The 26,140-nt window shown below is 46.3% G+C and carries 20 protein-coding genes; 6 read left to right on the forward strand and 14 right to left on the reverse strand.

Annotated features, from left to right (window positions below; translation table 11 throughout):
• Genes tssO through P150_RS0103445 form a run of 8 tightly spaced genes read right to left on the reverse strand, consistent with a single transcriptional unit; the run spans position 1 to position 8,565 of the window.
• A complete protein-coding gene (gene tssO / locus P150_RS0103410; RefSeq protein ID WP_028896483.1) occupies positions 1-453 on the reverse strand; it encodes a type VI secretion system TssO in 453 nt (150 codons plus the stop codon).
• Positions 437-943: a hypothetical protein gene (locus tag P150_RS0103415; protein ID WP_028896484.1), complete on the reverse strand. Its 507-nt coding sequence runs from the start codon at positions 941-943 to the stop codon at positions 437-439. The genes tssO and P150_RS0103415 overlap by 17 nt, the downstream gene beginning before the upstream one ends.
• Before the next feature lie 4 nt (positions 944-947).
• Complete coding sequence (locus P150_RS0103420; protein ID WP_028896485.1) at positions 948-2,093, reverse strand: hypothetical protein; 1,146 nt, start codon at positions 2,091-2,093, stop codon at positions 948-950.
• Positions 2,080-2,970, reverse strand: a complete 891-nt coding sequence (locus P150_RS0103425) for a TssN family type VI secretion system protein (protein WP_028896486.1) — start codon at positions 2,968-2,970, stop codon at positions 2,080-2,082. Before P150_RS0103425 ends, P150_RS0103420 begins: the two co-directional genes overlap by 14 nt.
• An 18-nt stretch (positions 2,971-2,988) precedes the next feature.
• On the reverse strand, positions 2,989-3,921 hold the full coding sequence (locus tag P150_RS0103430; protein WP_028896487.1) for a hypothetical protein: 933 nt from the start codon (positions 3,919-3,921) through the stop codon (positions 2,989-2,991).
• On the reverse strand, positions 3,900-6,350 hold the full coding sequence (locus tag P150_RS0103435) for an AAA family ATPase (protein ID WP_028896488.1): 2,451 nt from the start codon (positions 6,348-6,350) through the stop codon (positions 3,900-3,902). Before P150_RS0103435 ends, P150_RS0103430 begins: the two co-directional genes overlap by 22 nt.
• Positions 6,347-8,131: a type VI secretion system baseplate subunit TssF gene (locus P150_RS0103440; RefSeq protein WP_036932030.1), complete on the reverse strand. Its 1,785-nt coding sequence runs from the start codon at positions 8,129-8,131 to the stop codon at positions 6,347-6,349. Before P150_RS0103440 ends, P150_RS0103435 begins: the two co-directional genes overlap by 4 nt.
• A gap of 11 nt (positions 8,132-8,142) precedes the next feature.
• The gene (locus tag P150_RS0103445) at positions 8,143-8,565 is read right to left on the reverse strand and encodes a GPW/gp25 family protein (protein ID WP_028896490.1); all 423 of its coding nucleotides are present in this window, start codon (positions 8,563-8,565) and stop codon (positions 8,143-8,145) included.
• A 254-nt stretch (positions 8,566-8,819) separates the two neighbouring features.
• On the opposite strand from P150_RS0103445, the gene P150_RS0103450 reads away from it, so the two are divergent.
• From P150_RS0103450 to P150_RS0103460, 3 genes are all read left to right on the forward strand, one after another.
• Positions 8,820-10,223 (forward strand): DUF4099 domain-containing protein, encoded by a 1,404-nt coding sequence (locus P150_RS0103450; RefSeq protein WP_028896491.1) that lies wholly within the window; start codon positions 8,820-8,822, stop codon positions 10,221-10,223.
• A 21-nt stretch (positions 10,224-10,244) separates the two neighbouring features.
• The gene (gene topB / locus P150_RS0103455) at positions 10,245-12,326 is read left to right on the forward strand and encodes a type IA DNA topoisomerase (protein ID WP_028896492.1); all 2,082 of its coding nucleotides are present in this window, start codon (positions 10,245-10,247) and stop codon (positions 12,324-12,326) included.
• A gap of 88 nt (positions 12,327-12,414) precedes the next feature.
• On the forward strand, positions 12,415-18,621 hold the full coding sequence (locus tag P150_RS0103460; RefSeq protein WP_028896493.1) for a helicase-related protein: 6,207 nt from the start codon (positions 12,415-12,417) through the stop codon (positions 18,619-18,621).
• A 59-nt stretch (positions 18,622-18,680) separates the two neighbouring features.
• Here P150_RS0103460 and P150_RS0103465 read toward each other — a convergent pair whose 3' ends face one another.
• The 6 genes from P150_RS0103465 to P150_RS0103490 all read right to left on the reverse strand — a co-directional run bounded on the left by P150_RS0103465 (position 18,681) and on the right by P150_RS0103490 (position 23,612).
• On the reverse strand, positions 18,681-19,586 hold the full coding sequence (locus P150_RS0103465) for a nucleotidyl transferase AbiEii/AbiGii toxin family protein (protein ID WP_028896494.1): 906 nt from the start codon (positions 19,584-19,586) through the stop codon (positions 18,681-18,683).
• Entirely contained in the window at positions 19,579-20,343 is a 765-nt protein-coding gene (locus P150_RS0103470; protein ID WP_028896495.1) for a type IV toxin-antitoxin system AbiEi family antitoxin domain-containing protein, read from the reverse strand. The genes P150_RS0103465 and P150_RS0103470 overlap by 8 nt, the downstream gene beginning before the upstream one ends.
• A gap of 193 nt (positions 20,344-20,536) precedes the next feature.
• A complete protein-coding gene (locus P150_RS0103475) occupies positions 20,537-20,845 on the reverse strand; it encodes a helix-turn-helix domain-containing protein (protein WP_028896496.1) in 309 nt (102 codons plus the stop codon).
• On the reverse strand, positions 20,833-22,893 hold the full coding sequence (locus P150_RS0103480; protein ID WP_028896497.1) for a bifunctional DNA primase/helicase: 2,061 nt from the start codon (positions 22,891-22,893) through the stop codon (positions 20,833-20,835). The genes P150_RS0103475 and P150_RS0103480 overlap by 13 nt, the downstream gene beginning before the upstream one ends.
• Positions 22,890-23,270 (reverse strand): hypothetical protein, encoded by a 381-nt coding sequence (locus P150_RS0103485; protein ID WP_028896498.1) that lies wholly within the window; start codon positions 23,268-23,270, stop codon positions 22,890-22,892. The genes P150_RS0103480 and P150_RS0103485 overlap by 4 nt, the downstream gene beginning before the upstream one ends.
• Before the next feature lie 6 nt (positions 23,271-23,276).
• A complete protein-coding gene (locus tag P150_RS0103490; protein WP_028896499.1) occupies positions 23,277-23,612 on the reverse strand; it encodes a helix-turn-helix domain-containing protein in 336 nt (111 codons plus the stop codon).
• A gap of 641 nt (positions 23,613-24,253) precedes the next feature.
• On the opposite strand from P150_RS0103490, the gene P150_RS0103495 reads away from it, so the two are divergent.
• From P150_RS0103495 to P150_RS15845, 3 genes are all read left to right on the forward strand, one after another.
• Positions 24,254-24,865, forward strand: coding sequence for a master DNA invertase Mpi family serine-type recombinase (locus tag P150_RS0103495; RefSeq protein WP_028896500.1), 612 nt, complete (start codon positions 24,254-24,256; stop codon positions 24,863-24,865).
• A complete protein-coding gene (locus P150_RS0103500) occupies positions 24,862-25,368 on the forward strand; it encodes a hypothetical protein (RefSeq protein WP_028896501.1) in 507 nt (168 codons plus the stop codon). The genes P150_RS0103495 and P150_RS0103500 overlap by 4 nt, the downstream gene beginning before the upstream one ends.
• A 67-nt stretch (positions 25,369-25,435) precedes the next feature.
• The gene (locus P150_RS15845) at positions 25,436-25,777 is read left to right on the forward strand and encodes a DNA-binding protein (protein WP_197018034.1); all 342 of its coding nucleotides are present in this window, start codon (positions 25,436-25,438) and stop codon (positions 25,775-25,777) included.
• Positions 25,778-26,140: the final 363 nt, after the last annotated feature.

Raw genomic sequence — 26,140 nt, forward strand, 5'->3', positions numbered from 1 at the left:
CTATAAATTTGCTTTGCACTCCTCCAAATACTGCTCTATCACCTTGTTGTTTTCCGTTGTGGCGGAAAGCTCTTCCTTGACATCAAAATATCCCTTGACAATACGAAACGAATGAGAGCCAAAAAGATATTTTGAACTGTTGTTGTGTTTCTGGTAGATGTTCTGTAGCTGGAACATTTCCTCTTTGATTTCATCCAACCGCTGAACTTGTCGGACGCTAAAGTCCAAGGAATCAATCTTGCTGCCGATTTCCTTGACCCGCTCGGCACATTTTTTCTGCTCATCAAAAAGACGCTCGGTCTCCTTGATGCTGGAAATGTAGTGGTCGCTCTCTACTACAGGTATGCGAAAAATGTATTTACATAGGCATGTAAATACTGCGACTGTAAAAAAGACTAGTAGCAGGATGAAACGAAAATTCGTCCACGCCTGCTCGTCATTGGTTCTTTTCATTTTTTAGACGGGTTTGTTCTTGATACTTTTGCCTGCACTTCTCAAGCTGATCCATATTATACACTCTCTTGCGACTTTCCGCATCAGAGGCATCCAATGTCTCCTGCATCTTCTTAACGACTTCCAAGATTTGAGAGAATATGACATAGTGTTCTTGCTCCTCCGGAGAAAGGGACACTATTTCCTGCTCCATCATCATCCTCTGCCCGGTGATGATTTTCTGCATTTGCTTGTATTCATTCATTGTCCGCGGTTGTGTCCTAAGGTTGTGCAAATCCTTGAAAATATGCTCCAATTGGAAATTGAACTCAGCCTGCTTTTGAATGGTCCGTTCGTAGGCGGCTTTTTTCTCTTCCAAGAGGGCGGCACCCCTTTGTGCTGTCACCAACGTGACGACTCCCGCCACGAACATGACGGTTAACAACAGGAAGAAGACCAGACAGAACTGCCGGATCGTTCTTCTTCTATCTTCTTTATTCTTGATTTCCATAAGCCTAATCTAAGAAACGCCACGTCTTTTGGGTTTTCTCCTGCTCGGCATTGCTGTCATCACTGATAATGATATTCTCACGAATTAAGCCAATGTAATCCAGCTCACTCATTTTCTTGACGATAGTGTCAAGTGTGGTCACAAGCCTCTGGACGACACGGTTGGTCTTTGCAATGTCCAAGTGGTTGTATTTCAAAGAAAGGACATCTCCGACAGTTGTCTCAAAACTTGACGGACTGATTTCTGTCCATTCATAGAAATACTGCAGCATATATTCGTACTCCTTATTGGGGATTGTCCTTAATGCGTTGAAGATTGAACGAGCCAGAATATTGATGCTTTGGAGATAGCGGATTGGCGGCTCTTCGATGAGTATGTTCTCAATTTGGAAGAACTGGTGTGCGTAATACTCGTCTATTGCCCGACATAGAGTAAATACGTTGGATGTCAAAGTACTCCTTCGGCTGTCATCTACGTTCTTTTGGTAAATTTGACCAATGCAATCCTCCATATGATTCAGATGGACAATGGTGCCATTCAAAGATGTCCTTAACTTCTGGCTATAGGCCAACTTCTGTACAGGTGGGATGTACTCGTCATCCAAAACAAATCCATGACCTTCGAGCAAGCCTTTTCCTATGATGACAAAATCCTTGTTTAGGAAATGTTCGTTGCCGGACTGCACCGGGACGGCGGTTATCCGAATCTCAGGAAGCAGATGGGGGTGGCGAAGCGGTATCTCGTTCGGGTCTGGATAACCGACAGGAATGAGACGATCGTAAGAAGCTGTTACCGCTATATAAACGCCACCGTCAGCTGCATCTTTTCCAAGATCGGAAAGCGTAAACTCCGGAGAGAAACTGCCATAAAGTTCCGGTTCAAAAACAATGGTGCTGCCACCCAGCGTAATGGCATTGCAATGGTTGAGCCTGATGGTTGAGCTCTCTGCCCCTGCTCCGACAACCTCTACTGATACAGAAGATGAATGGTGTTCCAAAGGCATACCAATGCCGTAATTGTATTCCGTGACATGCTCTGCCCTGAGATGTTGAAAACACTCTACCATGTGAAGGTGGGCATCAATGAAGTGCTGCCCGGACAATTTCAGTCCATTGCTCCAGTTGATTGGAAGGTATTTAATCTGTTTCATGTGCTTTTGATTCTTCAACGATAATTCGTTTTATGTATATGATCTGGTTCTTTCTTATTGCATTTTCCTTTCTGTCTTGTTCTGGATTCAGCACCCTGATGAACAATGGGTAATTGATCCATCGTGTCGTATAGAAAATCCACCCTGCATTCACACTTGAATCATTGACATCTATCTGGTGCATCGGGGAACGCCTGTTCTGGTCTTCCACCAGCCAGTTGAACCAGTCCCCTAGGCTTATGTTGTCCTGAAGGCGGACGGTCAGAGAGGCATATTCCTCGTCTTCCTGTCTCCTTTTTATTCGGACTTTGACAGGAATAGCTTGAAAATTATCCGTATTATCCCATTGATTCCTATTGAACCCACTCTGACCGAAAGACCACAACCCATATAAAGGAGGCGGAATCTTGTGGAAAGCCCTAAGGCTAAGTAGTGTCAAAAAAGGCAAGGTGTACCAAATGACAGACAGCATGGACCAAGGGGCATATGGCATTCCGCCCAATTTCTCAAAAAGCAGAAAATGTATCCATCCTCCGAGCAACCCACAAACCAGCATGACAAGGACCTGAGATGCCACATTGCCGTCAACGCCTATCCTCCTTGCCACATTGTTGTTCATAGTATAGGTGAACAAGCATCCCAAGAAAAGATATAAGGCATTGCCAATAAAGACTCCTCCCCAAACGAACTCATCTTTGAGGATGGACAAGCAACCGGGTATTCCCAAAAGCAATCCTGCTACTAAGATATATACGATTACATTTTTAAATTTCAGTTGCTTCTTTATTGCCTTTACTCCATTCATTATCAATAAAATGACGGTCACCAGCAGGGGTGCTAAAAGAAATTTAAGAAAATATGTTGTCAAAACTTCCATAGTTGCACTTTTTTTAATTTATAACTGAGTGTCATATCCCAAACGGTTGTTTCCCAAGATAAAATCCATAGTCCCGTCAAGTGTGAACTTGATGTAAGTTTTCCTTGATGACAAGACAAAGAAGTCCAATACATACTTGACGGACTCGATGTGCTTTTGTACCTCTTGCATTGTAGGTACGTTATCGTGATAGTGGATCATACCCTCGACATCCTCTATTTCGGACTGTATAACTCCATCCAGCCCTGCATCCAAACCAAGCCGGGTCTCTCCAAGTGCAGGATATGGCAAATTCTCCACCTTACATGGCTTAAATTGTAATTTCACTTCTAGATTTAAAATCTCGCGAAGGAGGATGCCTATTTCCGAAAGGTTCTCCTTGGATGTATCTGACTTCCCGACAAAGAAGAAAAGGCGCCGGCATTCGTCCGGGGAAAGTGTTTTATTGTCAAATAGGATGGATTTTGTCAACGCCTTTCTTATGGGATGCTCGTCTTTTTCCGAAAAGAAATTCAGATAGCGTCTGTGAATCCGTACCCGTTCTTTGAAAAAGGCTGTATCAAAAGGGGCAAAAAAGTGCAGGGCTTCTTTCTCCTTTCTGCGATTTTGCCTGATAGCCTCTATCAATTCTCTCTGGGACATATTTGGCTTACTCAGAGTCAATGGATGGAAGAGGCTTTCGGGAAGCTGGTGGTAGATGCTGTTACGGGCCAGAACCAACTCTACCAACTCTCCCAAGGCATAAACGTGGCGCAACTTTACATCAAGGATGTCCTTGGACTTTACACGAGGATTCATGCCTTGATTTGCCACAACCACTTGTTCAAGGATATCCTCGCCCAAGATAAATTGCAGCTCATCGAGGAACACTTCCGCCAGAAGATTGCTTGACTCACTTCTGCGAAAGAGTGCCAGCCTTTCCTCCTTACTTATATATCCAGTCTTTTCCATTCCAAACCGTTGTCTCGGTAATAAACTTTGACACTGTCTCCTTCCTTGATACCCTCGGAAACGATTAAGCGAGATATGCTTTTTTTAAGATAGGTACGTACAACGCCAGCGATGGGACGAGCCCCGTACTGAGGGGAGTATCCCTTGGCTGACAGGAAACGCAAGGCTTCGTCACTGATCTGTATGTGAATGTTCTTTTGCTCTTGCAGTTGCTGTTGCAAACGAGAGAAGTGCAAACGGAAAATGGACTGGGCTATCGTTTCGTTAATGGGTGCAAACGGTACGACCTCAGTCAATCGTCCCAAAAATTCAGGTCTGAAATGCTGAGACATCACTTCTATCAGATGTTTTGAATCAGGGGTCATTCCTTGATGAAATTGCTCTGCAATCCAATTGCTTGCAATGTTTGAGGTGAATATGATGATGGCGTTTGAAAAATCCCCTTCCCGCCCTAACTTGTCGTGTATCTTTCCTTCGTCCATGATTTGTAGGAAGACATCATATACACTCGAGTGAGCCTTCTCGATTTCATCAAAAAGAATGACAGAATAGGGCTTTTGGCGGATTTTTGTCACCAGCAAGCCACCTTCCTCATATCCCACATATCCAGGAGGTGCACCATAAAGCAAAGCTGCTGAATGTTCCTCCTTAAACTCGGACATGTCAAACCTTATCATGGCATTCTCGTCGTCAAAAAGCAATTCGGCAAGGGATTTGGCAAGTTCGGTCTTTCCTGTACCTGTAGGACCTAAGAAAAAGAAAGAACCTATGGGCTTGCGAGGGTCGCTGAGTCCGCTTCTGGACTCTATGATGGCGTCCGAAAGCGTTGTGATTGCTTTATCTTGTCCCTTGACCCTTTCTTCCAAACGGCTCTCAATTCCTAACAGTCGGTCTTTTTCTTGGGCTTGAATCTTTCCCAAGGGAATACCGGTCATCTCCGCGACAACCGCTTCGACCTCACTTGGAGAAACACACGGAATGCCATTCTTGGCTAGGATAGACAAGTTCTGGAGAGTCTCAGAGATTTTCGCCAGTTCTTCTTCCAAAGTGTTTTCTGAAAAACTGATTCCATCAGGGAGCTTGGAGGTCAGCACTACGCTGATTTTCGATTTCAGACTGTTGGAGAAAAGATGTAAATCCTGTTGCAGAAAGCTCGGTTCCTCCTGTTTGAGAGATTCAAACTTGGAAAGGAAGACATCCAACTCATTCAGGGCATTTTTGTTGCTCAAGCGTACTGCGGCGGCAGTCGCGTCCAACAGGTCTATTGCTGCGGCAGGCTGTTTCTTCTCTTTAAAATATCTAGAAGACAAAGATAGCGACTCCTGCGTGGCATTGTCACTTATAGAAAGACCATAGTGTTCTTCCATCCGGTTGGAATGCTCCCTAAGCATTCTTAGGACTGTAAATTTGTCCGGTTCCGAAATCTCCAAAATGTCCAATTTGCTCTCTATGCTGTTTTTCTCGATATGCTTCCTGTATGCATCTGGCGTAATCGTAAACACGATACTTGTTGAGCTATCGCTAATTTGGGAGTTGAGTATATTGATGAGGGTTGGAGTTTTTGTTTGTCCTCCAAATTCCAACAGCATTTGCAGATCGTCTATCAGTAAAACGGTCTGTCCCTCCATCTCATCCAATTTCCCAAGAAAACTGGAGAGTTTCTGGGTAAGTTCTGTTTCATTGCCGGAAGAAGCCAACAGCTTTGCTGTGTGTAAGCCGATAAGTTTGATTTGAGAAATCAACTCGTCGTGGTTCTCGCAGACCTCCTTTACCAGAGAATGAATAATAGCCGTTTTGCCTACACCGGAATCTCCTATAAGCATTATAGCTTTATTGGCACAACGCTCTAAGCCTTCCAAGATAGTACGTACTTCTTTCTCACGTCCCAAAACAATCCTTCCTCGAAGGATATATGCCTCTTCTTTTAGATTATACGCGAAAGGGAAACTCGCCAAGAGCTTATTCTCCTCTCCTTGATAAAAATGATTAACCGCTTGTGCATTGAAGAAAGAAAGGACATCATCCTCAGAAACGGCCAAGGACTCAATTTGACTGTCCGAGAAAACAACACCTTGGCGAATAATCGCTGTAAATACACATAAAGCGTCTATGCTGTCGGAGCCCAACTTTATCTTTGAGCGTTCCGCTTCCTCAAGCACAAGGGTCACTTGGCTGTCTGCGACAATACCATCACCTTCATGCTCCTCAGACACGTACATCTCACGGCGTACGTCAAACCATTCATGAATATAGCCGACATCCTTGTTCATTGAGCTCAGTATATTGGACAATCCGGTCCCTGTCCCCTCTGAAAGCAAAGCAAGCACCAGATGGGAAATGCCGTAACTCGTATGGTTGTCCGCATTTGCCATAGAAGCTGACAGGCGCATGGCAGATTGTACACTACTGCTTATGTTTCTTTCCATCATACAAAATTAATTTTATAGGTACTATGACTAACGGATTTCTTTTGCATTTCCTCAGCAAGTGCATTCGCCAAGAAATCCAATTGGTTCATCTCGGAGAATCTTGTTTTCATTTCCGATGACAGATGTATACTGACATCCGTAGTCCGGACTATTCCTTGAAGCGGACCGTTGGATATGGAAATGCCGTCTTTTATATCAACTCCGTTCACCATAGTTCCTAGGCGATGGTAAATATAACTTTTGACATCTTCCTCAGAAACAATGCGATTATGGCATAGCAAGCCATATCGCAAGCTGTTGATAAAATCTTGTTCGTCTGCATGCACTCTTCCATCTACAGTAGGTGTCTGGAATTTAATGCTGGACGAGTCAAATTTGTCCATGTCTAACTGCAGGACAAGATTTCTTTGGTCTATTCCATTGGCACTTTCACCCTGGGTCTGCCAATATTTCAATTCTGCAAAATGGCTTCCTTTATAAGGCACGGTCAAAAGGAAAGCCTTGTTCCTGTTCCCCCTGAAGTTTTGACGATTTATGCTCTTTTCTGTGGCGTCCAACTTTTCTTGCAGAACCTTTAGGTCAGAGGAAAGGCTGTCTGTATCAAGGGAAGCGAAAGCATTTCCTTCCTCTCGGATTAAGCGCAAGACTTTGCTGATCTCACTCTGGGCATTGTCACTGTCAAAACGCTCCAAATCTCCGAAATACAGACTATAGACACCTTTTGCTTCCTTTTGGTGCGAGGAAAGCCTATTACGGAACTCACAACCGGCATTGTCCTCAAATTTATGTATGTTCAACAATGAGGCATTGTGTGAGCAAGGTAATGAAACTATTCTCCCGTGTGTCCTGAAGCTATGATTTACCAAGAGCAACTGTCTGTTCACGACAGGAAATGTGTTAAACAGAATCTTGATGTTTCCCAGTTCCTCCCTGTTGAAGACCTCAGGAAATACCAGACGAATCCAAACCGCATTTTCTGTTCCTTCAATCTGATTCAATTCTGACAAGGCATTCGGAAAAATGTCTCTTACTGGCTTCGTTGCGGGGGCGGTCGGAAGATTTAAGTCAATATATGCTTGTTGGTAACAGGTTGCTATTTCTTCAAAATAATGCTCTTCTTCGTGAGATTGTTTCAGCTGATGAGGTGCTGTATTTAGTTCGCGACCTTGGTCATCATAAGCCCTGACATTCTGAATGAAAGGAAGCAGAGACCTGTCTTCCGGCAAAATACAAACAGGCAGTGCTGTAATCTTTCCCAACAGAGAATCCGGGATGGACAGACCAATCCACAACGTGAAATCTTTTATGCGCTGGTTGTCAGGAAGAAAATCGATGTATTCCGTTCGTTTACGAACATTATATTGAAGTTCTGTTCCGTATGCCAGGAACGGAATTCTTATGTCAAACAAGGGCTCTTCCACCAAAGGGGTGAAATAGAAAGGCGTATCATCCTTGCCTAAAGCCACCTTGCGCGCATAGAATTGGTCTTCTGTTCCCAATATTGTGGAGTTGTCTCCGGATTGGGGATGTACGGTCAGCAATCCGTGAGCAGGGAATGGGAGCGACCATTTTTGCGGAATCAGAATTCTGGCGAGACGATTCAATATTTGGGCATCGGACTTCTCTACTTCTTGGTGCAACTTATAAGACTCATAAGCGAATACGTCCAGCAGCAAATCAACCACAGGATCTATCAACCTTGCATCATCTATTTCCCACAAAGACATGGCATAGTCTAAAACCCGCTCTTTTATTCGTATAAAATTCTTATCTGTTGCCATAATACCAAGATTTATTGAGATAAAGGACTGATATAGACCAAAGTGTTAAAAACAAAAGGTATGTCTGTCGATTCTATCTGGGCATGAATCGTAATATTGGCTTGACGGCGGATATTCGGGTTCTTTCCCAGCAAGTCCTCCTCTATCTCAGAAAGATGTACATCCACACGAACATCTTTAAGCCGTCGCTCATAAGCCGTGATTGATTGCATAAGGGAGTTTCTTACTGTTTCTTCCCAATCTCTGACTTTAACCAGTTGATTGAATTCCAACTCCCAAATAATCGACCCATATTCATTTTTTCCGAAAATTTCACCGGGATGTGACACAATCAAAAGCATTATATTTTGTGCAATAGATTCTTCGGGGGTACATCTTGCTAAAGTCCCCTTCAAAGCGGCAGGCCAATCTAATGGAATCTTCAAATAATCCATTGTACATTTTTGTTTATAGTTTACCACCACCAATTATGGTAATTCGCAAATATAACATATTAAATTCAGACAACCAAATTTTTACGTATGAAAATTTAATAATTCTTGAAATTTGTACAGAACAAAAGAAAAAAAAGTGCTGTTTTTCTTCTTTTTCCCTATATTTCCCACTTTTCCCGAAAACTTTATTATCTATTCATATACCCATACTTTTGTTGTTTGAAAACGATTTATTCACTCAATAACAAATGATTATGGAATCAAACAGCAATGACAACTATGTATTGGTCTTGGAAGACCGCACAGAGGTAAAGAACGAGAAAGAAATGGGGAAACTCTCCGTAGTATCCGGTATCGACGACAAGGGCAACCTGCAAACAACGGAAGCCACAGCCGCCAACCAAGCGGCGTTCCTGAAGTTCAACAGCAAGGACGGACTTCTGAAAAACTTCATGAGCAACTTTCTCAAACAGTTCAACGACCCGACCCGCTTTGGACTGTACAAGGTTTTGTCCAACAACGTGGAGCAAGGTGTGGACAACCTGCGCACTCTGCTCCAAAGCCGTGAGAAGCCCGAAAGCAAACAACAGTTGACCGAGGTGGGCGTACCCTTTGAGGACTATCTGCCTCGGCAGAAGAACACCACAACCATCGATGCGGAGAAAGTGGACTGGAAACAACTCGACAATCTCGGACTTTCCCGTGAACAGTTGGAGCAGAGTGGTGAACTTGACAAGATGCTCAATTGGCAGAAGAGCGACCTCATTACGATTGCCATCCCGATGGGTGACACCACTATCTACACCGATGCCCGACTTGCTTTCCGCACGGACGGCGAGGGCAATATCGGGCTGGCTATCCACCCTTTGAGAAAGGAGCCACAGCTCGACTTTCCCTATATGGGTTACAAGTTCTCGCCCGAAGAAAAGGAGCAACTACTCACGACAGGCAACCTTGGCAAGACCATTGAGGTAACACCCAAGAACGGAGAGTCTTTCTCTGCCTACGTCTCCATCGACCCACAGACCAATGAACTTATCGCCCTGCGTGCCGACCGGGTGAACATTCCCAAGGACATCAAGGGCGTTACGCTTTCCGATGCCCAATACAAAGACCTCGTGGAGGGTAAAGCCGTGAAGGTGGAGGGTATGACGGCCAAGAGTGGCAAGACTTTCAATGCCACATTGCAAGTCAATGCCGAGCGAAAGGGCATTGAGTTCATCTTCGATGGCAACCGTGGGTTCAAGGAACGCCAGCAGCAGACACAACAGCAGGGCGCACCCCGTAAGCTCTGTGGATTGGAACTTTCCGACAAGCAGCGCGAAGCCTTGGACAGTGGTCGCACGCTCTATCTGAAGAATATGGTCGATAAGGAGGGAAACTCCTTCAATGCCTACGTCCGCATGGACAAAGAGCAGAACCGTCCCCGTTTCTATAAATGGAATCCGGACAAGAAGCAAGATGCAGGCAAGGAAAAGGTTGTGGCAGTTGCCGAAGAACACAAGACACAGGTAGCGGTCAATAATGACGGCAAGACCAACGAAGCCACGAAGCATGTAAATGAACCACTGAAGACCGGGCAGACACAGCCCACCGCTGCCCAGAAGCAGAAGCAAGACGAGAGCAAGCAGAAGAAATCGCGTGGACGCAAGATGTAACCCTTAACCCAATCAACGACTATGATTACTTGTATTATCGCCGAGAAACCCTCGGTAGCCAGAGATATAGCCCGTATCGTAGATGCTAATACCAGACAAGACGGATATTTGGAAGGTAATGACTATGTGGTTACATGGGCAATGGGGCACCTCATCACCCTTGCCATGCCCGAAGCATACGGTTTTTCAGCCTACAAAGCCGAAGACCTGCCCATCCGTCCCAATCCTTTCCAGCTTGTCGTCCGCCAAGTGCGTAAGGATAAGGAGTACATATCCGACCCCGCAGCACTCAAACAACTCAAAGTCATCCGTTCCTGCTTTGAAAAGGCAGACCGTATCATCGTCGCTACTGATGCAGGCAGGGAGGGTGAACTTATCTTTCGCTGGATTTACACACATCTTAATTGTAGGAAACCTTTTGACCGACTTTGGATAAGTTCTCTCACGGACAAAGCCATCCATGAGGGACTTTCCTGTCTCAAACCCGGAAGCGACTACGACAACCTATATCATTCCGCCAAGGCAAGAAGCGAAGCCGACTGGCTCGTGGGTATCAATGCCAGCCGAGCCCTTTCCATAGCCCGAAAAGGCGGCTATTCCTTGGGACGGGTACAGACCCCAACCCTCGCTATGGTCTGCCGTCGGTACATAGAGAACCGTGATTTTTCTTCCGTGCCTTATTGGAAACTCTCCGCTCTCTTGGAGAAAGGGGGCATATCGCTGAAAGCCGTGTGTGAAACCGCATTTGACAATGAAGATTTCGCCCAATCATCCCTCGCTGCGCTAAGAGGAATAGGCTCACTTAAAGTAGAGTCGGTCACAAGACAGGTAACGCATACGTCGCCACCCCTCTTGTACGACCTTACTACCTTACAGAAGGAAGCCAACAGGCGCCACGGCTTTTCAGCAGACAAGACCCTCTCAATTGCCCAGAGCCTCTATGAGAAGAAAATCACGACCTATCCCCGTACAGGCAGCCGATACATCAGCGAGGATGTTTTCGAGGAAATACCCGCCCTGCTCCGAAAGATAGGCAAGACGCTATCAAACCCACTTAACCGCCATTCGATGGACAATGCAAAGATAACCGATCACCACGCCATTATCCCCACAGGCGAAACGCCTTCAGGCTTGTCAGCGGACGAAGCAACCATTTACAATATGGTAGTAACTCGCTTCATTGAAACCTTTTCTCCTGACTCAGAGGAAGAGCGTATGCAGGTGCTGTTCACGGACGGCACCAATGCCTTTACTTGGAAAGCGTACAGGCAAATTTCCTTGGGCTGGAAAGTCGTGCAGAAAGAAAAGGCAACAGCTGCGGAGAAGAAAGAGGATGGAGACGAGCAGGTAGTATCTTCATTACCCAACTTGACGGAAGGTGAAGTCCTGCCACTTATTGATGCCGAAATTACTGAACATAAAACCAAACCGAAGCCCCTCTATACCGAAGCCACCCTGCTCTCCGCTATGGAGAACGCAGGCAAGGATGTGGAGGATGCAGAGAGCAAGAAGGCAATGGCGGAGTGTGGCATCGGCACGCCAGCCACAAGAGCCAATATCATCGAAACACTTATCCTCCGTGACTATATCCGCAGGGACAGGAAATCCATCATCCCGACAGAGAAAGGCTTGGCAGTCTATGAGATTGTCAAGGACAAGAGGATCTCCAATGCCGAGATGACAGGCAGTTGGGAACTGGCTCTTGCCGCTATCGAGGCAGGTCAGATGCCGGCAGAGAAGTTTGCGCAAGGCATTAACTCATACGTCGGCACCATATGCGAGGAACTTTTATTGCTGGCTTCAGAGCAAAAATCCTATCCTGTGTATCGCTGTCCCAAATGTGGCAGTGAGAGCGTGGGCATCTATGCCAAGGTCGCCAAGTGCAGGCATGAGGGCTGCGACTTCCACATTTTCCGAGAAATATGCGGCACGCTGCTTACAGAGGACAATATCCAAGATTTGCTGACCACTGGACGAACGCCAGTCCTCAAAGGCTTGACCGGCAAGGCAGGCAAGAAGTTCAACGCCCGTCTGGTTCTGAATGAAGACTACACCACATCCTTTGAATTTGAAAATAAGAAAGGAAAACAACGAGGGAGATAGTCCCGACAGACACGGAGAGTAACAGATAAGGTCGGGAGGTAATACGAACATCTTCCGACCTTTTATTCCTTAATTAAAACAGTTTACTATGGCATACAATAAGAAAAACGTCCTTGAAGCCAACACGGAAGCCATCCGTGTAGTCCTTCGCTTGGAGAAAGAACGCCGTGAAGCCACTGAAGCAGAAAAAGGCATATTGCGCGGCTATCAGGGCTTCGGTGGCTTGAAATGCGTACTGAACCGATGTGACAGCCCCGACGACCTCCGTTATTGGAGCCAATCAGAGCAACAGCTCTTTGAGCCTACCCAAAGGCTCAAGCAGATGATTTACCGTGATGCCGTCGATGCCAATACCGCCAAACGCTATTGGGAGAGCATCAAGGCAAGCGTATTGACATCCTTCTATACAGATACCCGTATCGTTGCCGCCATTTCGGATGCACTCACTTCTGTAGATGTTCCCATACGTCGCTGCTTAGACCCTTCGGCAGGTATGGGTGCCTTTGCCGAGACTTTCGCAAAGAAGGCAAGCACGGTCGATGCTATGGAGAAAGACCTGCTCACAGCTCGTATCTCACAAGCCCTGCATCCCTACGGACATGGCAATATCTTTGTCCGCCAAGATCCCTTTGAAGCCATCGGGGAACTGGAGGATAAGGACAAATACGACCTCGTAACAAGCAACATTCCCTTTGGCGACTTTATGGTCTATGACCGTGAGTACAGCAAGGGCAAGGACATTCTCAGACGCGAATCCACACGTACCATCCACAATTACTTTTTTGTAAAGGGATTGGACTGTATCAAGGAGGGCGGACTGTTGGCTTTCATCACCTCGCAGGGAGTATTGGACAGCCCCAAGAACGAAGCTATCCGCCGTTACCTCATGCAGAACAGCCGGCTTATCTCCGCTCTCCGTCTGCCATCGGGTATGTTCAGTGAGAATGCAGGAACGGAAGTAGGCAGCGACCTCATCGTCCTGCAAAAACAGTCAGGAAAGGAAATCGGCGAAGGCATTGAGCAGCAGTTCGTGGAAACGGTCTCCGTTCCCAAGGGTGATGGTTTCTCCATTGCCTTTAACCACAACTCGCTCTTTGAGGGCGAATGGAAAGATATAGCCCACCGGACTATTGCCACGGAGCGCACGATGGGTACTGACCCTTACGGCAAACCTGCATGGGAGTACCGCTTCGATGGCATCATTGACGATATGGCGGAGAGTATCAGGACGCAACTCTCCTTGGAATTTGAGCAACGCTTTGACCGAAAGCTCTATGAAACGGGCATACCGATGACGGAGGAGGAACGACAGAAAGAAGCAGAGAAGCAACTGCGCAAGTTAGGTGTAACTGTCGATTTACCTGAAGAGGAACCAAAAACGGACAAGGAGACGGAGAATGTCTACAATCTGATGCCCGACAGCATCAGGAAGCAACTGCCCAAACTATACAGCACGGAGAAAGAACTCATTGGTGATAAAACAGCCTACGCACGCTATTTCTTCCCAATGGGAGCATATACGGCTTATCTCCTGGAATATGATCCAAAAAGTCGTATCGGTTTCGGTGCCGTCACGATGGGCTACGGCTGGGAGTTGGGCAACATGTCGCTTGATGAGATGGAGGAAGTGAAGATTCACGGGCTGGGCATAGAACGCGACCTGTATTTTACCCCGAAGAAACTGCACGAGATAGCCGAATTGGAGGAGATTGTCAGAGGTCGGTTCACCAAAGAACCGATTATTGAGGAAATCAAGGAAAAGGCGGAGCCGACAGTTCAGATTCAGTCAATAGAGGATAACCTTTCCACGGAAGAACGCAAAGAGGAAATCCAAGCTGAAAAGGTAAGTGGGCAAGTGGATAAAATGAGTGATGAGCAGACAGTACAGACACAAGAGACAGACTCTACTATTGAAGAATCCGCTCCTGTAGGCGTACCCGTGCTTAGCCTTCACCGCCAATATGAGCAGGAGGCAAGAGAAATCCGCACGGACGTGGAAGCCCCTCGTGAGATGAACGGACAGACAGTCTATTTCGATGATGACCACCATCCGGTGATGGACGGAATGGAAGAAAGACAGGAATCAGAGCAATATTCGCTATTTGGTCCGGAGGAGTACAGCCTCTGGACGCAGGAAGTGACGCGCGTGAACAATGAGATCAGGGAAGCCCCCAAAACGCAGATGCAGGCAGCCCAGAAACAGGCACAGTCGGGAGACAGGCAGGGCAAGGAAAAACGGGCGACACCTATGGCTGGACGCAGGACCAAGGGCAGAGGCGGCAGGAAGACTGCCTCTCCGTCTTTCCGCGAGCCGTCTCTCTTTGATTTCATGGATGAAGCCGAAGAACGCAAGCCACAACCCATAGCGGAGATAAAAAAGGAGTTTGATTCCTCTCCCCGTCCCTTTCTCTCATCACCTGATGCCCATCTGAGGGACGGTTCCATTGTCATGCAAAAAGGGCAGATAGGTTTTCTCTCCGACCTGAAACGGCATCCTACCTTCAATCCGATGGATTTGCCTTATTCGCAACTCTCACGGCTGAAATCCTATATAGAAATCAGAGAGAGCTACCACCGCCTATATGACTATGAGGCAAACAACCGGACCGAGGACAAGGAAGAACGCGAGAAACTCAACCGCCTGTATGACGGCTATGTGTTGCAATGGGGTTACTTGAATCAAAAGGCAAATGCAGATGTCATCAAGATGGATGCCACGGGTATGGAAATGCTGTTCCTGGAACGCTCCGAGAACGGCAGATATATCAAGGCGGACATCTTCGACCACCCCACGGCATTCTCCACCACCGAACTGTCCGTTGCCGCAGACCCGATGGAGGCACTGGGCGCATCGCTCAACAAATACGGTTCGGTGGAACTTGACTATATGAGTTCCCTGCTTCCCGATATGGAAGAGAGCGACATCATATCAGCTTTGGAGGGACGCATCTTCTACAATCCGGAAGAAGGCGGCTACGAGGTCGCCGACAAGTTCATTTCGGGTAACGTGATCGAAAAGGCGGATCGTATCGAGTCATGGCTCTTGGACCATCCGGAGCATGAGGAAGCGAAGCAGAGCCTTGCCGCCTTGCGTGCCGCCACGCCGACACCCATTCCTTTTGCCGACCTTGACTTCAACCTCGGTGAGCGATGGATACCCTCAAAGGTCTATGGCAGGTTCGCCTCGGAGTTCTTCGAGACAGACATCAGCGTGTCCTACCATTCCAATATGGACGAGTATTCCATTGTCTGTGACCGGAAAAATGCCAATATCTGGCACAAGTATGCAGTACAAGGTGAATTTAGAAAGTATGATGGTATTAACCTTTTGAAACACGCTCTCCATAACACTATCCCCGACATCACCAAGAGTAAAGAAGTACGTGATGCCGTAACGGGCGAGACCAAGACCGTCAAGGTGCGTGACGGGCACGCCATACAGATGGCGAACGCCAAGATTGAGGAAATACGGCAGGGCTTTGTCGATTGGCTCGGACGGACACCCGACACGTTCAAGCAGCAGCTCTCCGACCGCTACAACCGTCTTTTCAACTGTTTTGTGCGACCCAACTTCGATGGTACGCACCAGAATTTTCCCGACCTTGACCTAAAAAGATTGGGCATTGCCGACCTGTACAAGAGCCAGAAGGATGCTGTATGGATGCTCAAGACCAACGGTGGCGGAATCTGTGACCACGAGGTCGGGGCGGGCAAGACGCTCATCATGTGTGCGGCAGCATACGAGATGAAGCGGTTGGGACTGGCGAACAAGCCGATGATTATCGGACTGAAGGCGAATGTTTTCGACATTGCAGATACCTTCCGCAAGGCTTATCCCAATGCCAAGGTACTCTATCCGGGCAAGAACGATTTCAGCAAGCAGAACAGGCAGCGCATCTTTAACGACATCAAGAACAATGACTGGGACTGCATCATCCTCACGCACGAACAGTTCGGCATGATACCGCAGGCATTGGAGATACAGGAGGCTATCCTGCAGAAGGAGATGGACTCCGTGGAGGAAAACCTTGAAGTACTTCGTATGCAGGGAGCGGACATCTCCCGCGGTATGCTCAAAGGCTTGGAGAAGCGCAAGCAGACGCTCGAAGCCAAGCTGCAGAACATACAGGACAGCATAGCCGAGCGCAAGGACGATGCTGTGGATTTCAAGATGATGGGCATAGACCACCTCTTTGTCGATGAGTCGCACCAGTTCAAGAACCTGATGTTCAACACCCGCCACGACAGGGTGTCGGGCTTGGGCAATCCGGACGGCTCGCAGCGTGCCCTCAACATGCTCTTTGCCATCCGCACCATACAGGAGCGGTCGGGCAAGGACTTGGGAGCGACTTTCCTTTCAGGAACGACCATCAGCAACTCATTGACCGAGTTGTACCTTCTGTTTAAGTACCTCCGTCCGCAGGCGTTGGAGCGGCAGGGCATCAACAGCTTTGATGCTTGGGCAGCGGTCTTTGCCAAGAAATCAACCGACTATGAGTTCTCCATCACCAATGAGATTATCCAAAAGGAACGTTTCCGCACCTTCATCAAGGTGCCGGAGCTGGCGGCGTTCTATGCGGAGATTTGCGACTTCCGTACAGCCAAGGACATCGGTATCGACCGACCCGAGAAAAACGAGATACTACACAACATACCACCCACACCAGAACAGGAGGAGTTCATCGACAAGCTGATGGAGTTCGCCAAGACGGGCAATGCCACACTCTTGGGACGTGCACCGCTCAGCGAGAGTGAGGAGAAAGCCAAGATGCTCATCGCAACTGACTACGCCCGGAAGATGAGCTTGGATTTACGCATGATTGATGAAAATGGATACTCAGACCATATCGACAACAAGGCGAGCCATTGTGCGAAATTGCTCAATGACTATTATCTGAAATACGATGCACAGAAAGGAACGCAGTTTGTTTTCTCTGATTTAGGGACTTACAAGCCCGGTGGAGATTTCAATATCTATTCGGAAATCAAGAGAAAGTTGGTGGAGGACTACCATATTCCAGCATACGAGATTCGCTTCATTCAGGAATGCAAGAACGAGAAGGCAAAGAAAGCAATGGTCGATGCCATGAACCGAGGAGACATCCGCATTATCTTTGGCTCTACCTCCATGTTGGGTACGGGTGTGAATGCCCAGCAACGTGCCGTGGCCGTCCATCATTTAGACTGTCCTTGGCGCCCTTCGGATTTGGAACAGCGCGATGGGCGTGCCGTGCGCAAGGGCAATATAATTGCCAAGGAGTTTGCAGACAATAAAGTAGATGTGATTATCTATGCCGTGGAGCGTTCATTGGACAGTTACAAGTTCAATCTGCTGCACAACAAGCAGCTTTTCATCAATCAGTTAAAGACGAACACGCTCGGTAGCCGTACCATTGACGAGGGAAGTATGGATGAGGACAGCGGCATGAACTTCTCCGAGTATGTAGCAGTGCTTTCAGGTAATACCGACCTTTTAGAGAAAGCGAGATTGGATAAGAAGATTACCACCTTAGAATCAGAACGTAAGAACTTCCTCCGTGAACGTGATGCAGCAACGGGGAAATTGGCGGAAATTGAGAGTTCCGTGTCTTTCCATTCGGATAAAATCAAGGAAGCCAAGGATGACCTTGCACTTTTTCAGCAAAGAGTGGAACGTGACACGGAAGGCAACCCTATCAACAGGATTACCATCAAGGGGGTGGAAAACTCCACGGACATCAAGGTCATTGCCGCACGCCTGCAGGAGATCGAGGAAAAAGCCCGTACCAATGGTGAATACAATAAGATCGGTGAGATTTATGGCTTCTCCATCATGGTCAAGACTGAAAATTCTTCCAAAGAGTTGTTCGACTGCTCCATCAATCGCTTTCTGGTCAAGGGGCAGGAAAGCATTTTCTACACCTATAACAATGGTAAACTCGCAAGCGACCCGAAACTTGCCTGCCAGAATTTTATCAATGCCTTGGAGCGTATCCCCAAGGTGATAGAGACGCATGAGAAGGAAATGGCAAAGGTTGTGGCCAACAAGGACGTTTACACGAATATTGCCAACAGTTCTTGGAAGAAAGAGGACGAACTGCGTGCGCTCAAAGGAGAGGCAGCAGAACTTGACAGAAAAATTGCGCTTACGCTTGCACCGCCGGAGGAGGAAAAAGAGGAAACGGAGGAAATGAAGCAAGGAGAGAACTTGTCCGACAATAAACAGTCATCCGAAATAAAGAGCGAGAGTTATACTGCCCAAGACAAGGAAGAAGACTACCGTTCACAAAACTTCAGACCCAAATGGAGACACTAAACAGATGTCAGGGGCAAAATAAAAGTCAGACATTCGTATCGAATGTCTGACTTTTGTCATTATATCCGCAAATGACGTTTTAATTTATCCACTCCTTCTTTGTGCTTATCGGGAGCCTGTTTCTTGAGTTTGTCTATATTCAGTAATTTCCATTGTACAGATGGATATTGGCTTAAATTCCCTGCGCAACATTTCTCCCACAGTGGTGTTCCATCCTCAAAGGAAACGAGGAATTCCTTGTCTGAATTTGTAAGGCTGTCATTTACCTTTTTAATAATGGATTCACGAGCCTGCTCATAGTCTGTATAGGTAAATGGAATATCTGACATTCCCTTGAATTGGTTTTCAAGTGCCTCCTCTTGGTTTATGTTATTAGGAGACAGAGATTCCACGATAGGCTTGTCGCTTCCCAATAGGCATAAGATGAGCCCGTCTTTTACATCTTCAAGCGTTTGGTCTTTCATGTATTTGCAGTCAAACATGTCACGTGGGTGCTGGCGGCTGAGGGCAGCTGTAATTTTTCCTCCATAAAGTTGGGAATAAGGAACTATGCGTGCCTTACAGTTGGCTTGAAACTCTTCCTTTGCTTTCGGACAGAGTTCCATTATTTCAACATCTCCAAGTATGCCTCGTTTTGTACCATTTACCTCTATTTTCACCGTGGCGCCATCATACGTGCATTGCAATTTCCATACTTTGGATTTATGTATCACATGTATTCCGGGAATGGCACGTTCTATACTTGTTTTCAGCTCTCCGAGATGTTGATTTATCTTTTCTAAACTCGCCGTGCGTGACTCTATCGGAATATAGGTAAGGTCAATATCAACCGAGTAACGTGGCATATTCTGGTGGAACAGGTTAATAGCCGTGCCTCCATGGACTGCAAAATCCGTTATCTTGTAAACCAAGGGCATAATGCGTAGTAACAATGCCACCTGTTTTTTATATTGTTGATCATTCATAATCGTTTAATTCTTTTGGGATAATCATCTTATACTTGCTGATATATATACCGGATTTGACGAGTTGGAGTTTATGTGTCCCCAAATCTATTTTTTTTAAGTCTAAGTCTTCATACCAATAATGCCCCGCTTTTTCAGCCATATATAGAAACAGCCTCTTCATTTTGTAATGTTTTGTGGTTTCCAATAACGATTGGACAACATTCGGACGCAAAGTGGTCAGCTGTTCCATTATATAAAATAAATCCATATAGTTATATTGGCGTGGCGTCAGTAGCAGACATTCCATAAAAGCCTGCTCAGGGGAGGATATAAGCAGCCTCCAGTCCAAGTATGTTAAAGTTGTTATCTGTGCACTGATAAATACCTCTGTCTTGAAAAACTTAAATTCACGGTCGAAAACGTCATGCTTCATCCATTGTGGCATTTTGTCACTTGCCGTTGATACCATTAACAGGGGTTTGCCCATAGGAACATAATGGTTGAAGCCCCAAAGCTCCAAAGCAGAATGCGCCGCAACACGAAAACTCTTTCCTACCTGTTCGTTGAAGGACTGCAAAGCACCAAAAGCGGACAGCGTGTCACCTGTGCGGTACATGACTCCCTTGCATAGAGAGGATAACCAACCGGAAGAACGATACCTGCTCAACAACTGCCTGGAATAGCCATGCTCTACAAGCCATGTCGCAAACAGCAATCCGTTCTTTTGCCCGGATTGAAGCATTTGGTTTATTTTTTTTCCTTTTAGTACACTCATAGTTTACTTGCTGTAATAAAAACCAACCGCAAAGGTACAAAAGACTTTGCTAATTACAGACGGCTGGTTGAATTATTTTCCCGAAAGTAAACTAATAGTTGACTTGCAGGGTAAAATTTCAACCATTGTAAGGAAAAGGAAGATGAAATAAAACATGAAGACATTTCCCAACATACTTGTATGAAACTGACTTTTACCAACCATCTCGCTTCCGTACCATTTCATCTATCTCTTCCCGAAGGAAAAGCAATCGACCGTTGGCTTTGAGATAAGGAATCTTCCCTGCCCAAACCCAGTTATAGATGGTCTTTTGTTCCACTTTGAGAATCTTGGATACATCAATGATATCCAAGTACTCCGGCTTCAAAGGTGGACGGACAGTCGTATCGACGGATTGCTCTTGCAGGACAAGTAGCTGGTTGAGTTTTTCCTCGACACTCATCAGTTTATCGAACAGGCATTTTTGCCAAGTGTCTTCTGTATTGTAATCTATGTACGGCATAGTTCTCCTTTTTGATAGTTACCATTGGTATCTTGTGCCAAGATACGTTGTTCTTTCATGTAGGCGATGTATTTCTTTGCGGTTCTGTCCTTGATTTCCATTTCGCACATCAAGACCTCACAAAGTTCTTGGTAAGTGAGCTTGAAGGAACTTCGGAATGCTTCTTTGACAACGCCAATAAGTTCATCGGTCTTGCGCTTTTCCTTGTCCTCCTTAGACTTCTCACCGCGATAGACGTGCATTTCTTCAGCCTTATCCCACCCGAAGAGCATCATCGGCACGTCCAACGGGCTTCCGTCACGGACTTTCAGAGCCTTCACCACAGAGTATTCGGGATTGTCATCTTTCTCTATGGAGAGTATTCCTGCCGCCTTGCGTTGAAGCTCCGAACCGATATGCCCACGGAGTTTGATGCCATTCGGTACAAAATGGAGAACGCAGATAATGCAGGTATTATAAATCCCTGCCAAGCGGTAAAGTTCGTCCACGATGGCAATACTTTCCGTTTCATCGTTGGCTGAACGTATCAAGTCGGCTATGCCGTCAATCACCACGAAATGGATACCTCCATGTCTGTGGTGAAACAAATCCATACTCTCGCGGATAAGTTTCAGCCTGTCCTTGCGGGACAGAGAGGCGAGATACAGGGAATGGTAAAACTCCGGCACTGCCTTCAATGAAGCCCGGCGCAAAGTCTTACCCAGATTTTTGTGGAGCTGTGCTTCAGACTGTTCTGTGTCATAGTGCAGTACAGCCAAGCCTTTGGGATTGGCGGTAATCTCCAATCCCAAGGTTCTCTCTATTGGCAATCGTTCTTCTCCCAATGCTCCGGAAAGAATCGCACCCACATAGTTGCTCTTGCCCGTACCCTCACCTCCGGTGATGCAGAACAGGTTATCCTGCGTGCCGAGTGGCACACCGTTTACTGCCACTACTGACTTGGAAATATCCGGGGGGTTATCGTAGTCTATCTCACAGGAGCGAAGCATCATCATGGTTTGGCTGTATAGGTCTGTAAACATCTTGGCAAGCAGTTCTTTCAGTTCCTTCGCCCCGTTGCCTAAGGCAAAGAAATCGGAAATGTCTTTTTCTGTCTTGGTTCCGCTGAGCGGAAGTGAAAGGTTCAAGACCTTGTATTCCGCCAGATGTTCAGCCTGTTTATGCGCCTCCCGTACGCCTGTCTCGTCGGCATCATACAGAAGTATGATATGCCGAAAGCGAAGTTGAAGGCTCTCAATGATGCTTGTCGGTATCTGTGCCGTTTCACTGTTGAAGCAGATCGCATTAAAGCCGTGTGCATACAATGATAGCACATCCTTTTCCCCGCCTGTAATGAAGAGCATGTCGCCTTTAGTGGGAATCTGCTCCATACCGAAGCAATAAGTGGCAGGCATCCGTCCGCCATAGAGAAAGCGGATTTTCGGGCTGTGAGGGCGGTATATTTTGACATAGCCGTTTCCGAGATAGGCAAACATTGGTTCTGTCGGTGAACTGCAAAGTTCAAACTTCCTGCCTTCAGCAGATACGCTTTCATACCGTTTAAGGCTTCGTACCCGAAAAAGCCGAAGCGTATCCTCATGGATACCGTAATGAGCCCAATAGTTCAGCAATCCATCGTCAAAAGGCTGTATTTCGAAATTGTATGGGCGTTCTTCCGCACTTTGGGTAATGTCAGCCTTAGGGCTGGAAACGATAGGGCTTTTACGGGGCGGTGCAGCGCGCTTGCCATGCTTCCCACCGTCATACAAGGAATACAGTCCAAGTTCTTGGACGATGATTTTCAAGACTTCGGGGAAATCGGTTTTCAGATTTAAGCCTCGCATGGTTGCCACAAACCAGAAACAATCCCCCGAATAGGTGGTATCCCCATGATCATAGAACTTATAGGAAGAAGTTTTCCTATCATAATAGATATGGCATGAAGCCCGCCTGTCGTCATAAAAAGGACTGCGGAAGTTACGGTGAAGGTTCACCTCAAAGCCAAGGAAATGGGAAAACACATTAAGCCCTCCTTGTGTAAGTGATAGTATCTGCTCCTTTTCTATCATAGTTGTCGGTTTTTAGGGTTAAGGCATGAACTCATGATAAGATTATCCTTGAAGCGGTTGAGTCGACCAAGAACCTCGTCGTTCCTCATGCCTGAGACACGAAGGCGGTTGCATTTTGTGGCTATCACGATAGACTTGAAGAAGTAACGCACATCACCACTCTCCGTGTAGCGATACCGTACTAACTGTTTCTTGCGCCAGCGGTAAAGAGTGGACTCTGAAACATTCAGAGTCCCGATAAGATCTTTGGTGGTCATTTCCAGCTCATCATCTATATCCTGGATAAGACGAGAAGTTCGTTCGACAAACTGCTCAATTCTATTGAGCCTGTCTATCAGTTCCTGATAGGCCCGGCTTTCTACTGCGATTATTTCCATCTGTCATCATAGTTTGGTCTGTAAGATAATATGTTGCGGACCCAGTTCTTTAACGAGCTCCATCATCCTTCCATAAGTTTCCTCATCAAACACATCAATGTTCAGTCGGACAAACGGAAGCGGTATTTCCTGCCTTCTTCTTGCAATGGATGCAAGCAGGTCACCCTCGTCCATATCCAAAGCCTTGGCATAGTTGTAAATCTGTACGACACTCATTGATATGGCACCGGTCTCCCATCTTGAGATGGTGCTTGAGCTAACTTTCAGTTTTTCAGCGATATACTCCTGAGAGTAACCTTCATGCTCTCGTTTTTCCTTTAGGGTTTTGTGCAACTGTTTCATATCTATAAAGTTACAAAGACACCTAAATTTGAGCAACCCGCTACATTCAAATGTTTGCGTCCCATGCAAGGTGGCTTGCATTAGGTGCAGATGAATATTGTGAGCAGTGTCAGCATGGGATGTTTGTTCTGATTTCTATAATCTATAACGAAAATACTTTGTAATCATTCCAGAACGGCAAAAACAAACAGTTTTTTGAAGAACCAGTGCACGGTGCAAGACCCTTTATATATAAGGGCTTGCACCGTGCACTGGAAGGTGTAGCAGTAAAATATCTAAATATTTGTTGCACAAAGATTTGGAGGTTAGTACAATTTTATATACCTTTGTACCCAAGAAAAGAGAGCAGTTGTGCTTTCAAAAGGTAGTCAGAATGGTAGTCATTAGGCAGTCAAAATACTGCTACAAAAATGCTACACTACTGATTCGTCAAAAAGGATAGGAGATTTAATTACAGCGATTTAGCAGAGTTTGGTTCATAAACCTCTCTCTCCGCAAACAAGGGTGTAAATCAACGAATTACGTGATTTACACCCTTTATTACACCCAAAAACTTCAACATTTTAGAAAATCTTATCGTATTTCTTTTATTGCAATATCCGTTTGTATTTGTGAAAGTAATAACTATCACACATGCAACTATGATTTACGGATATATTAGAGTAAGCAGCGATAAGCAAACAGTAGAAAATCAACGTTTCGAGATTAGTAACTTTTGTGAACATCAAAATCTTTCGATTGACGACTGGATTGAAGAAACTATCAGTGGCACGAAAAACTATACTAAACGGCAGTTGGGCAACCTATTGAAGAAAATCAACAAGGACGACATTATCATTTGTAGCGAATTATCACGTCTTGGCAGGAATCTCTTTATGATAATGGAGATATTAAACATCTGTATGACTAAGGAATGTAGAGTTTGGACTATCAAAGACAATTATCGCCTTGGCGATGATATTCAGAGCAAAGTCCTTGCCTTTGCTTTTGGCTTGTCAGCGGAGATAGAGCGCAATCTTATCAGCCAGCGCACAAAAGAAGCGTTGGCGAGAAAGAAAGCAGAGGGTGTTGTGCTGGGACGACGTAAGGGCAGTAAAAATAAGAAACACAAATTGGATAACAAAGAAATGCTGATAAAAAAGAGTTTGGAAAGAGGTATATCTAAAACAGATTTAGCCCATAAACTAAAAGTCAGTCGCAATACACTTTATTTATTTCTACAACGAACTAATCTGTCGGAGGTTAAAGAATGACATTTATTGGTATCGATATATCTACCGCTAACATCGAACGCATAATTTCCTCCGAAAGAAATCTCTGGAGCTACAATCTTTGGAATATTTCCATAGGAGAGTCCTTGCCTCCTTCCAAATTGAAACCATTGTCCGTCAATATCAAACCTCCGATTTTCAACAACCACCTTGTGGTGAAGAATGCTACGCTGAAAACGCCATACATCAATTATCTGAAATCCATTACTCTCATCGACTGCCATATACAAAGCCCCGAGGGAGGACACGTTATCGACATAGACGGAGGGCAGTGTGTTGTTGATGCAAACGGCAAGTTCTCTTCTAATGGAATCGTCATCGTGCCCGACAATACCACCGGCATCACCTCGCCCGAAGCCTCTGCCACAGCCACCGTGCAGGAGATTTACTCCCTCGACGGCAGCCGACAGCCACGGATGCAGTGCGGTGTGAACATCGTCAAGATGAGCGACGGAACAACCCGAAAAGTCGTCTGCCGACAGTAGTCCCAAAGGGTGTTTAACACCAATCGTCAAGAGTGTTTAACACTGACTGGCAACAGTGTTCAATAAGATGGTGGTGGACCGCATTGTCCGCGAGACTTCGCTCTCTGCCGGCGACGTCTCCAACGCCCTCATCTCGCTCGGCGCCATCGTGCGCGACGCCCTGCTGATGGGAGCCAGCGTGGACCTTGCCGACCTCGGCTCGTTCCGCGTCATCGCCCCTCCGACGATGGTGGACAATGAAATCGACGTGACCGCCGCCACGCTCAAGACCCCGAAAATCGTCTTCACGCCCAAGATGCAGATGCGCGACTCGGCAAAGAGCGTGGAACTGGTGGTAGACAACCCCAAGCGGCGCAAGCAGCAAGGTACGCAGGGCGAAAATGGCAGCGGCGAGGATGACAACCCATAGCCCCCGAGCCGAAACCTCCCCCAAAAGCCCTGCAAAGGAGGGGGAGACAGGGCTATAGCCGTAGCGACAGCCCCCGTGTCTGTCCGACCTAACGAGAAAAAGGAGTGCGCCTCACGGCGCAGACGAGTTGATGAGCCGACAGGCGAGTAAATCCTACAAATAGAAACAAAATCTCACATAATAATATATATAATGAATAAAAAGATTTGGAATGATTTGTAAGATTTCTCGCTCGGCAGAGCGACTACATCAAACAGGAGTGCCTAACGGCAGAAATCTATCAAATCTGCACAAATTAAACAGATATAAAAGTAAAACATTAACCAATATGAATTTGATACAAGAACATAACAGGCGATATGC

The organism is Prevotella sp. HUN102 (assembly GCF_000688375.1).
GTDB lineage: Bacteria > Bacteroidota > Bacteroidia > Bacteroidales > Bacteroidaceae > Prevotella.

Coding starts and splice junctions, on each gene's coding strand:
- P150_RS0103465 (WP_028896494.1), bottom strand. CDS start 19,586: ATGAATGATCAACAATATAAAAAACAGGTGGCATTGTTACTACGCATT.
- P150_RS0103490 (WP_028896499.1), bottom strand. CDS start 23,612: ATGAAACAGTTGCACAAAACCCTAAAGGAAAAACGAGAGCATGAAGGT.
- P150_RS0103470 (WP_028896495.1), bottom strand. CDS start 20,343: ATGAGTGTACTAAAAGGAAAAAAAATAAACCAAATGCTTCAATCCGGG.
- P150_RS0103445 (WP_028896490.1), bottom strand. CDS start 8,565: ATGGATTATTTGAAGATTCCATTAGATTGGCCTGCCGCTTTGAAGGGG.
- tssO (WP_028896483.1), bottom strand. CDS start 453: ATGAAAAGAACCAATGACGAGCAGGCGTGGACGAATTTTCGTTTCATC.
- topB (WP_028896492.1), top strand. CDS start 10,245: ATGATTACTTGTATTATCGCCGAGAAACCCTCGGTAGCCAGAGATATA.
- P150_RS0103460 (WP_028896493.1), top strand. CDS start 12,415: ATGGCATACAATAAGAAAAACGTCCTTGAAGCCAACACGGAAGCCATC.
- P150_RS0103485 (WP_028896498.1), bottom strand. CDS start 23,270: ATGGAAATAATCGCAGTAGAAAGCCGGGCCTATCAGGAACTGATAGAC.
- P150_RS0103475 (WP_028896496.1), bottom strand. CDS start 20,845: ATGCCGTACATAGATTACAATACAGAAGACACTTGGCAAAAATGCCTG.
- P150_RS0103415 (WP_028896484.1), bottom strand. CDS start 943: ATGGAAATCAAGAATAAAGAAGATAGAAGAAGAACGATCCGGCAGTTC.
- P150_RS0103425 (WP_028896486.1), bottom strand. CDS start 2,970: ATGGAAGTTTTGACAACATATTTTCTTAAATTTCTTTTAGCACCCCTG.
- P150_RS0103500 (WP_028896501.1), top strand. CDS start 24,862: ATGACATTTATTGGTATCGATATATCTACCGCTAACATCGAACGCATA.
- P150_RS0103430 (WP_028896487.1), bottom strand. CDS start 3,921: ATGGAAAAGACTGGATATATAAGTAAGGAGGAAAGGCTGGCACTCTTT.
- P150_RS0103450 (WP_028896491.1), top strand. CDS start 8,820: ATGGAATCAAACAGCAATGACAACTATGTATTGGTCTTGGAAGACCGC.
- P150_RS0103420 (WP_028896485.1), bottom strand. CDS start 2,093: ATGAAACAGATTAAATACCTTCCAATCAACTGGAGCAATGGACTGAAA.
- P150_RS0103480 (WP_028896497.1), bottom strand. CDS start 22,893: ATGATAGAAAAGGAGCAGATACTATCACTTACACAAGGAGGGCTTAAT.
- P150_RS0103495 (WP_028896500.1), top strand. CDS start 24,254: ATGATTTACGGATATATTAGAGTAAGCAGCGATAAGCAAACAGTAGAA.
- P150_RS15845 (WP_197018034.1), top strand. CDS start 25,436: ATGGTGGTGGACCGCATTGTCCGCGAGACTTCGCTCTCTGCCGGCGAC.
- P150_RS0103440 (WP_036932030.1), bottom strand. CDS start 8,131: ATGGCAACAGATAAGAATTTTATACGAATAAAAGAGCGGGTTTTAGAC.
- P150_RS0103435 (WP_028896488.1), bottom strand. CDS start 6,350: ATGATGGAAAGAAACATAAGCAGTAGTGTACAATCTGCCATGCGCCTG.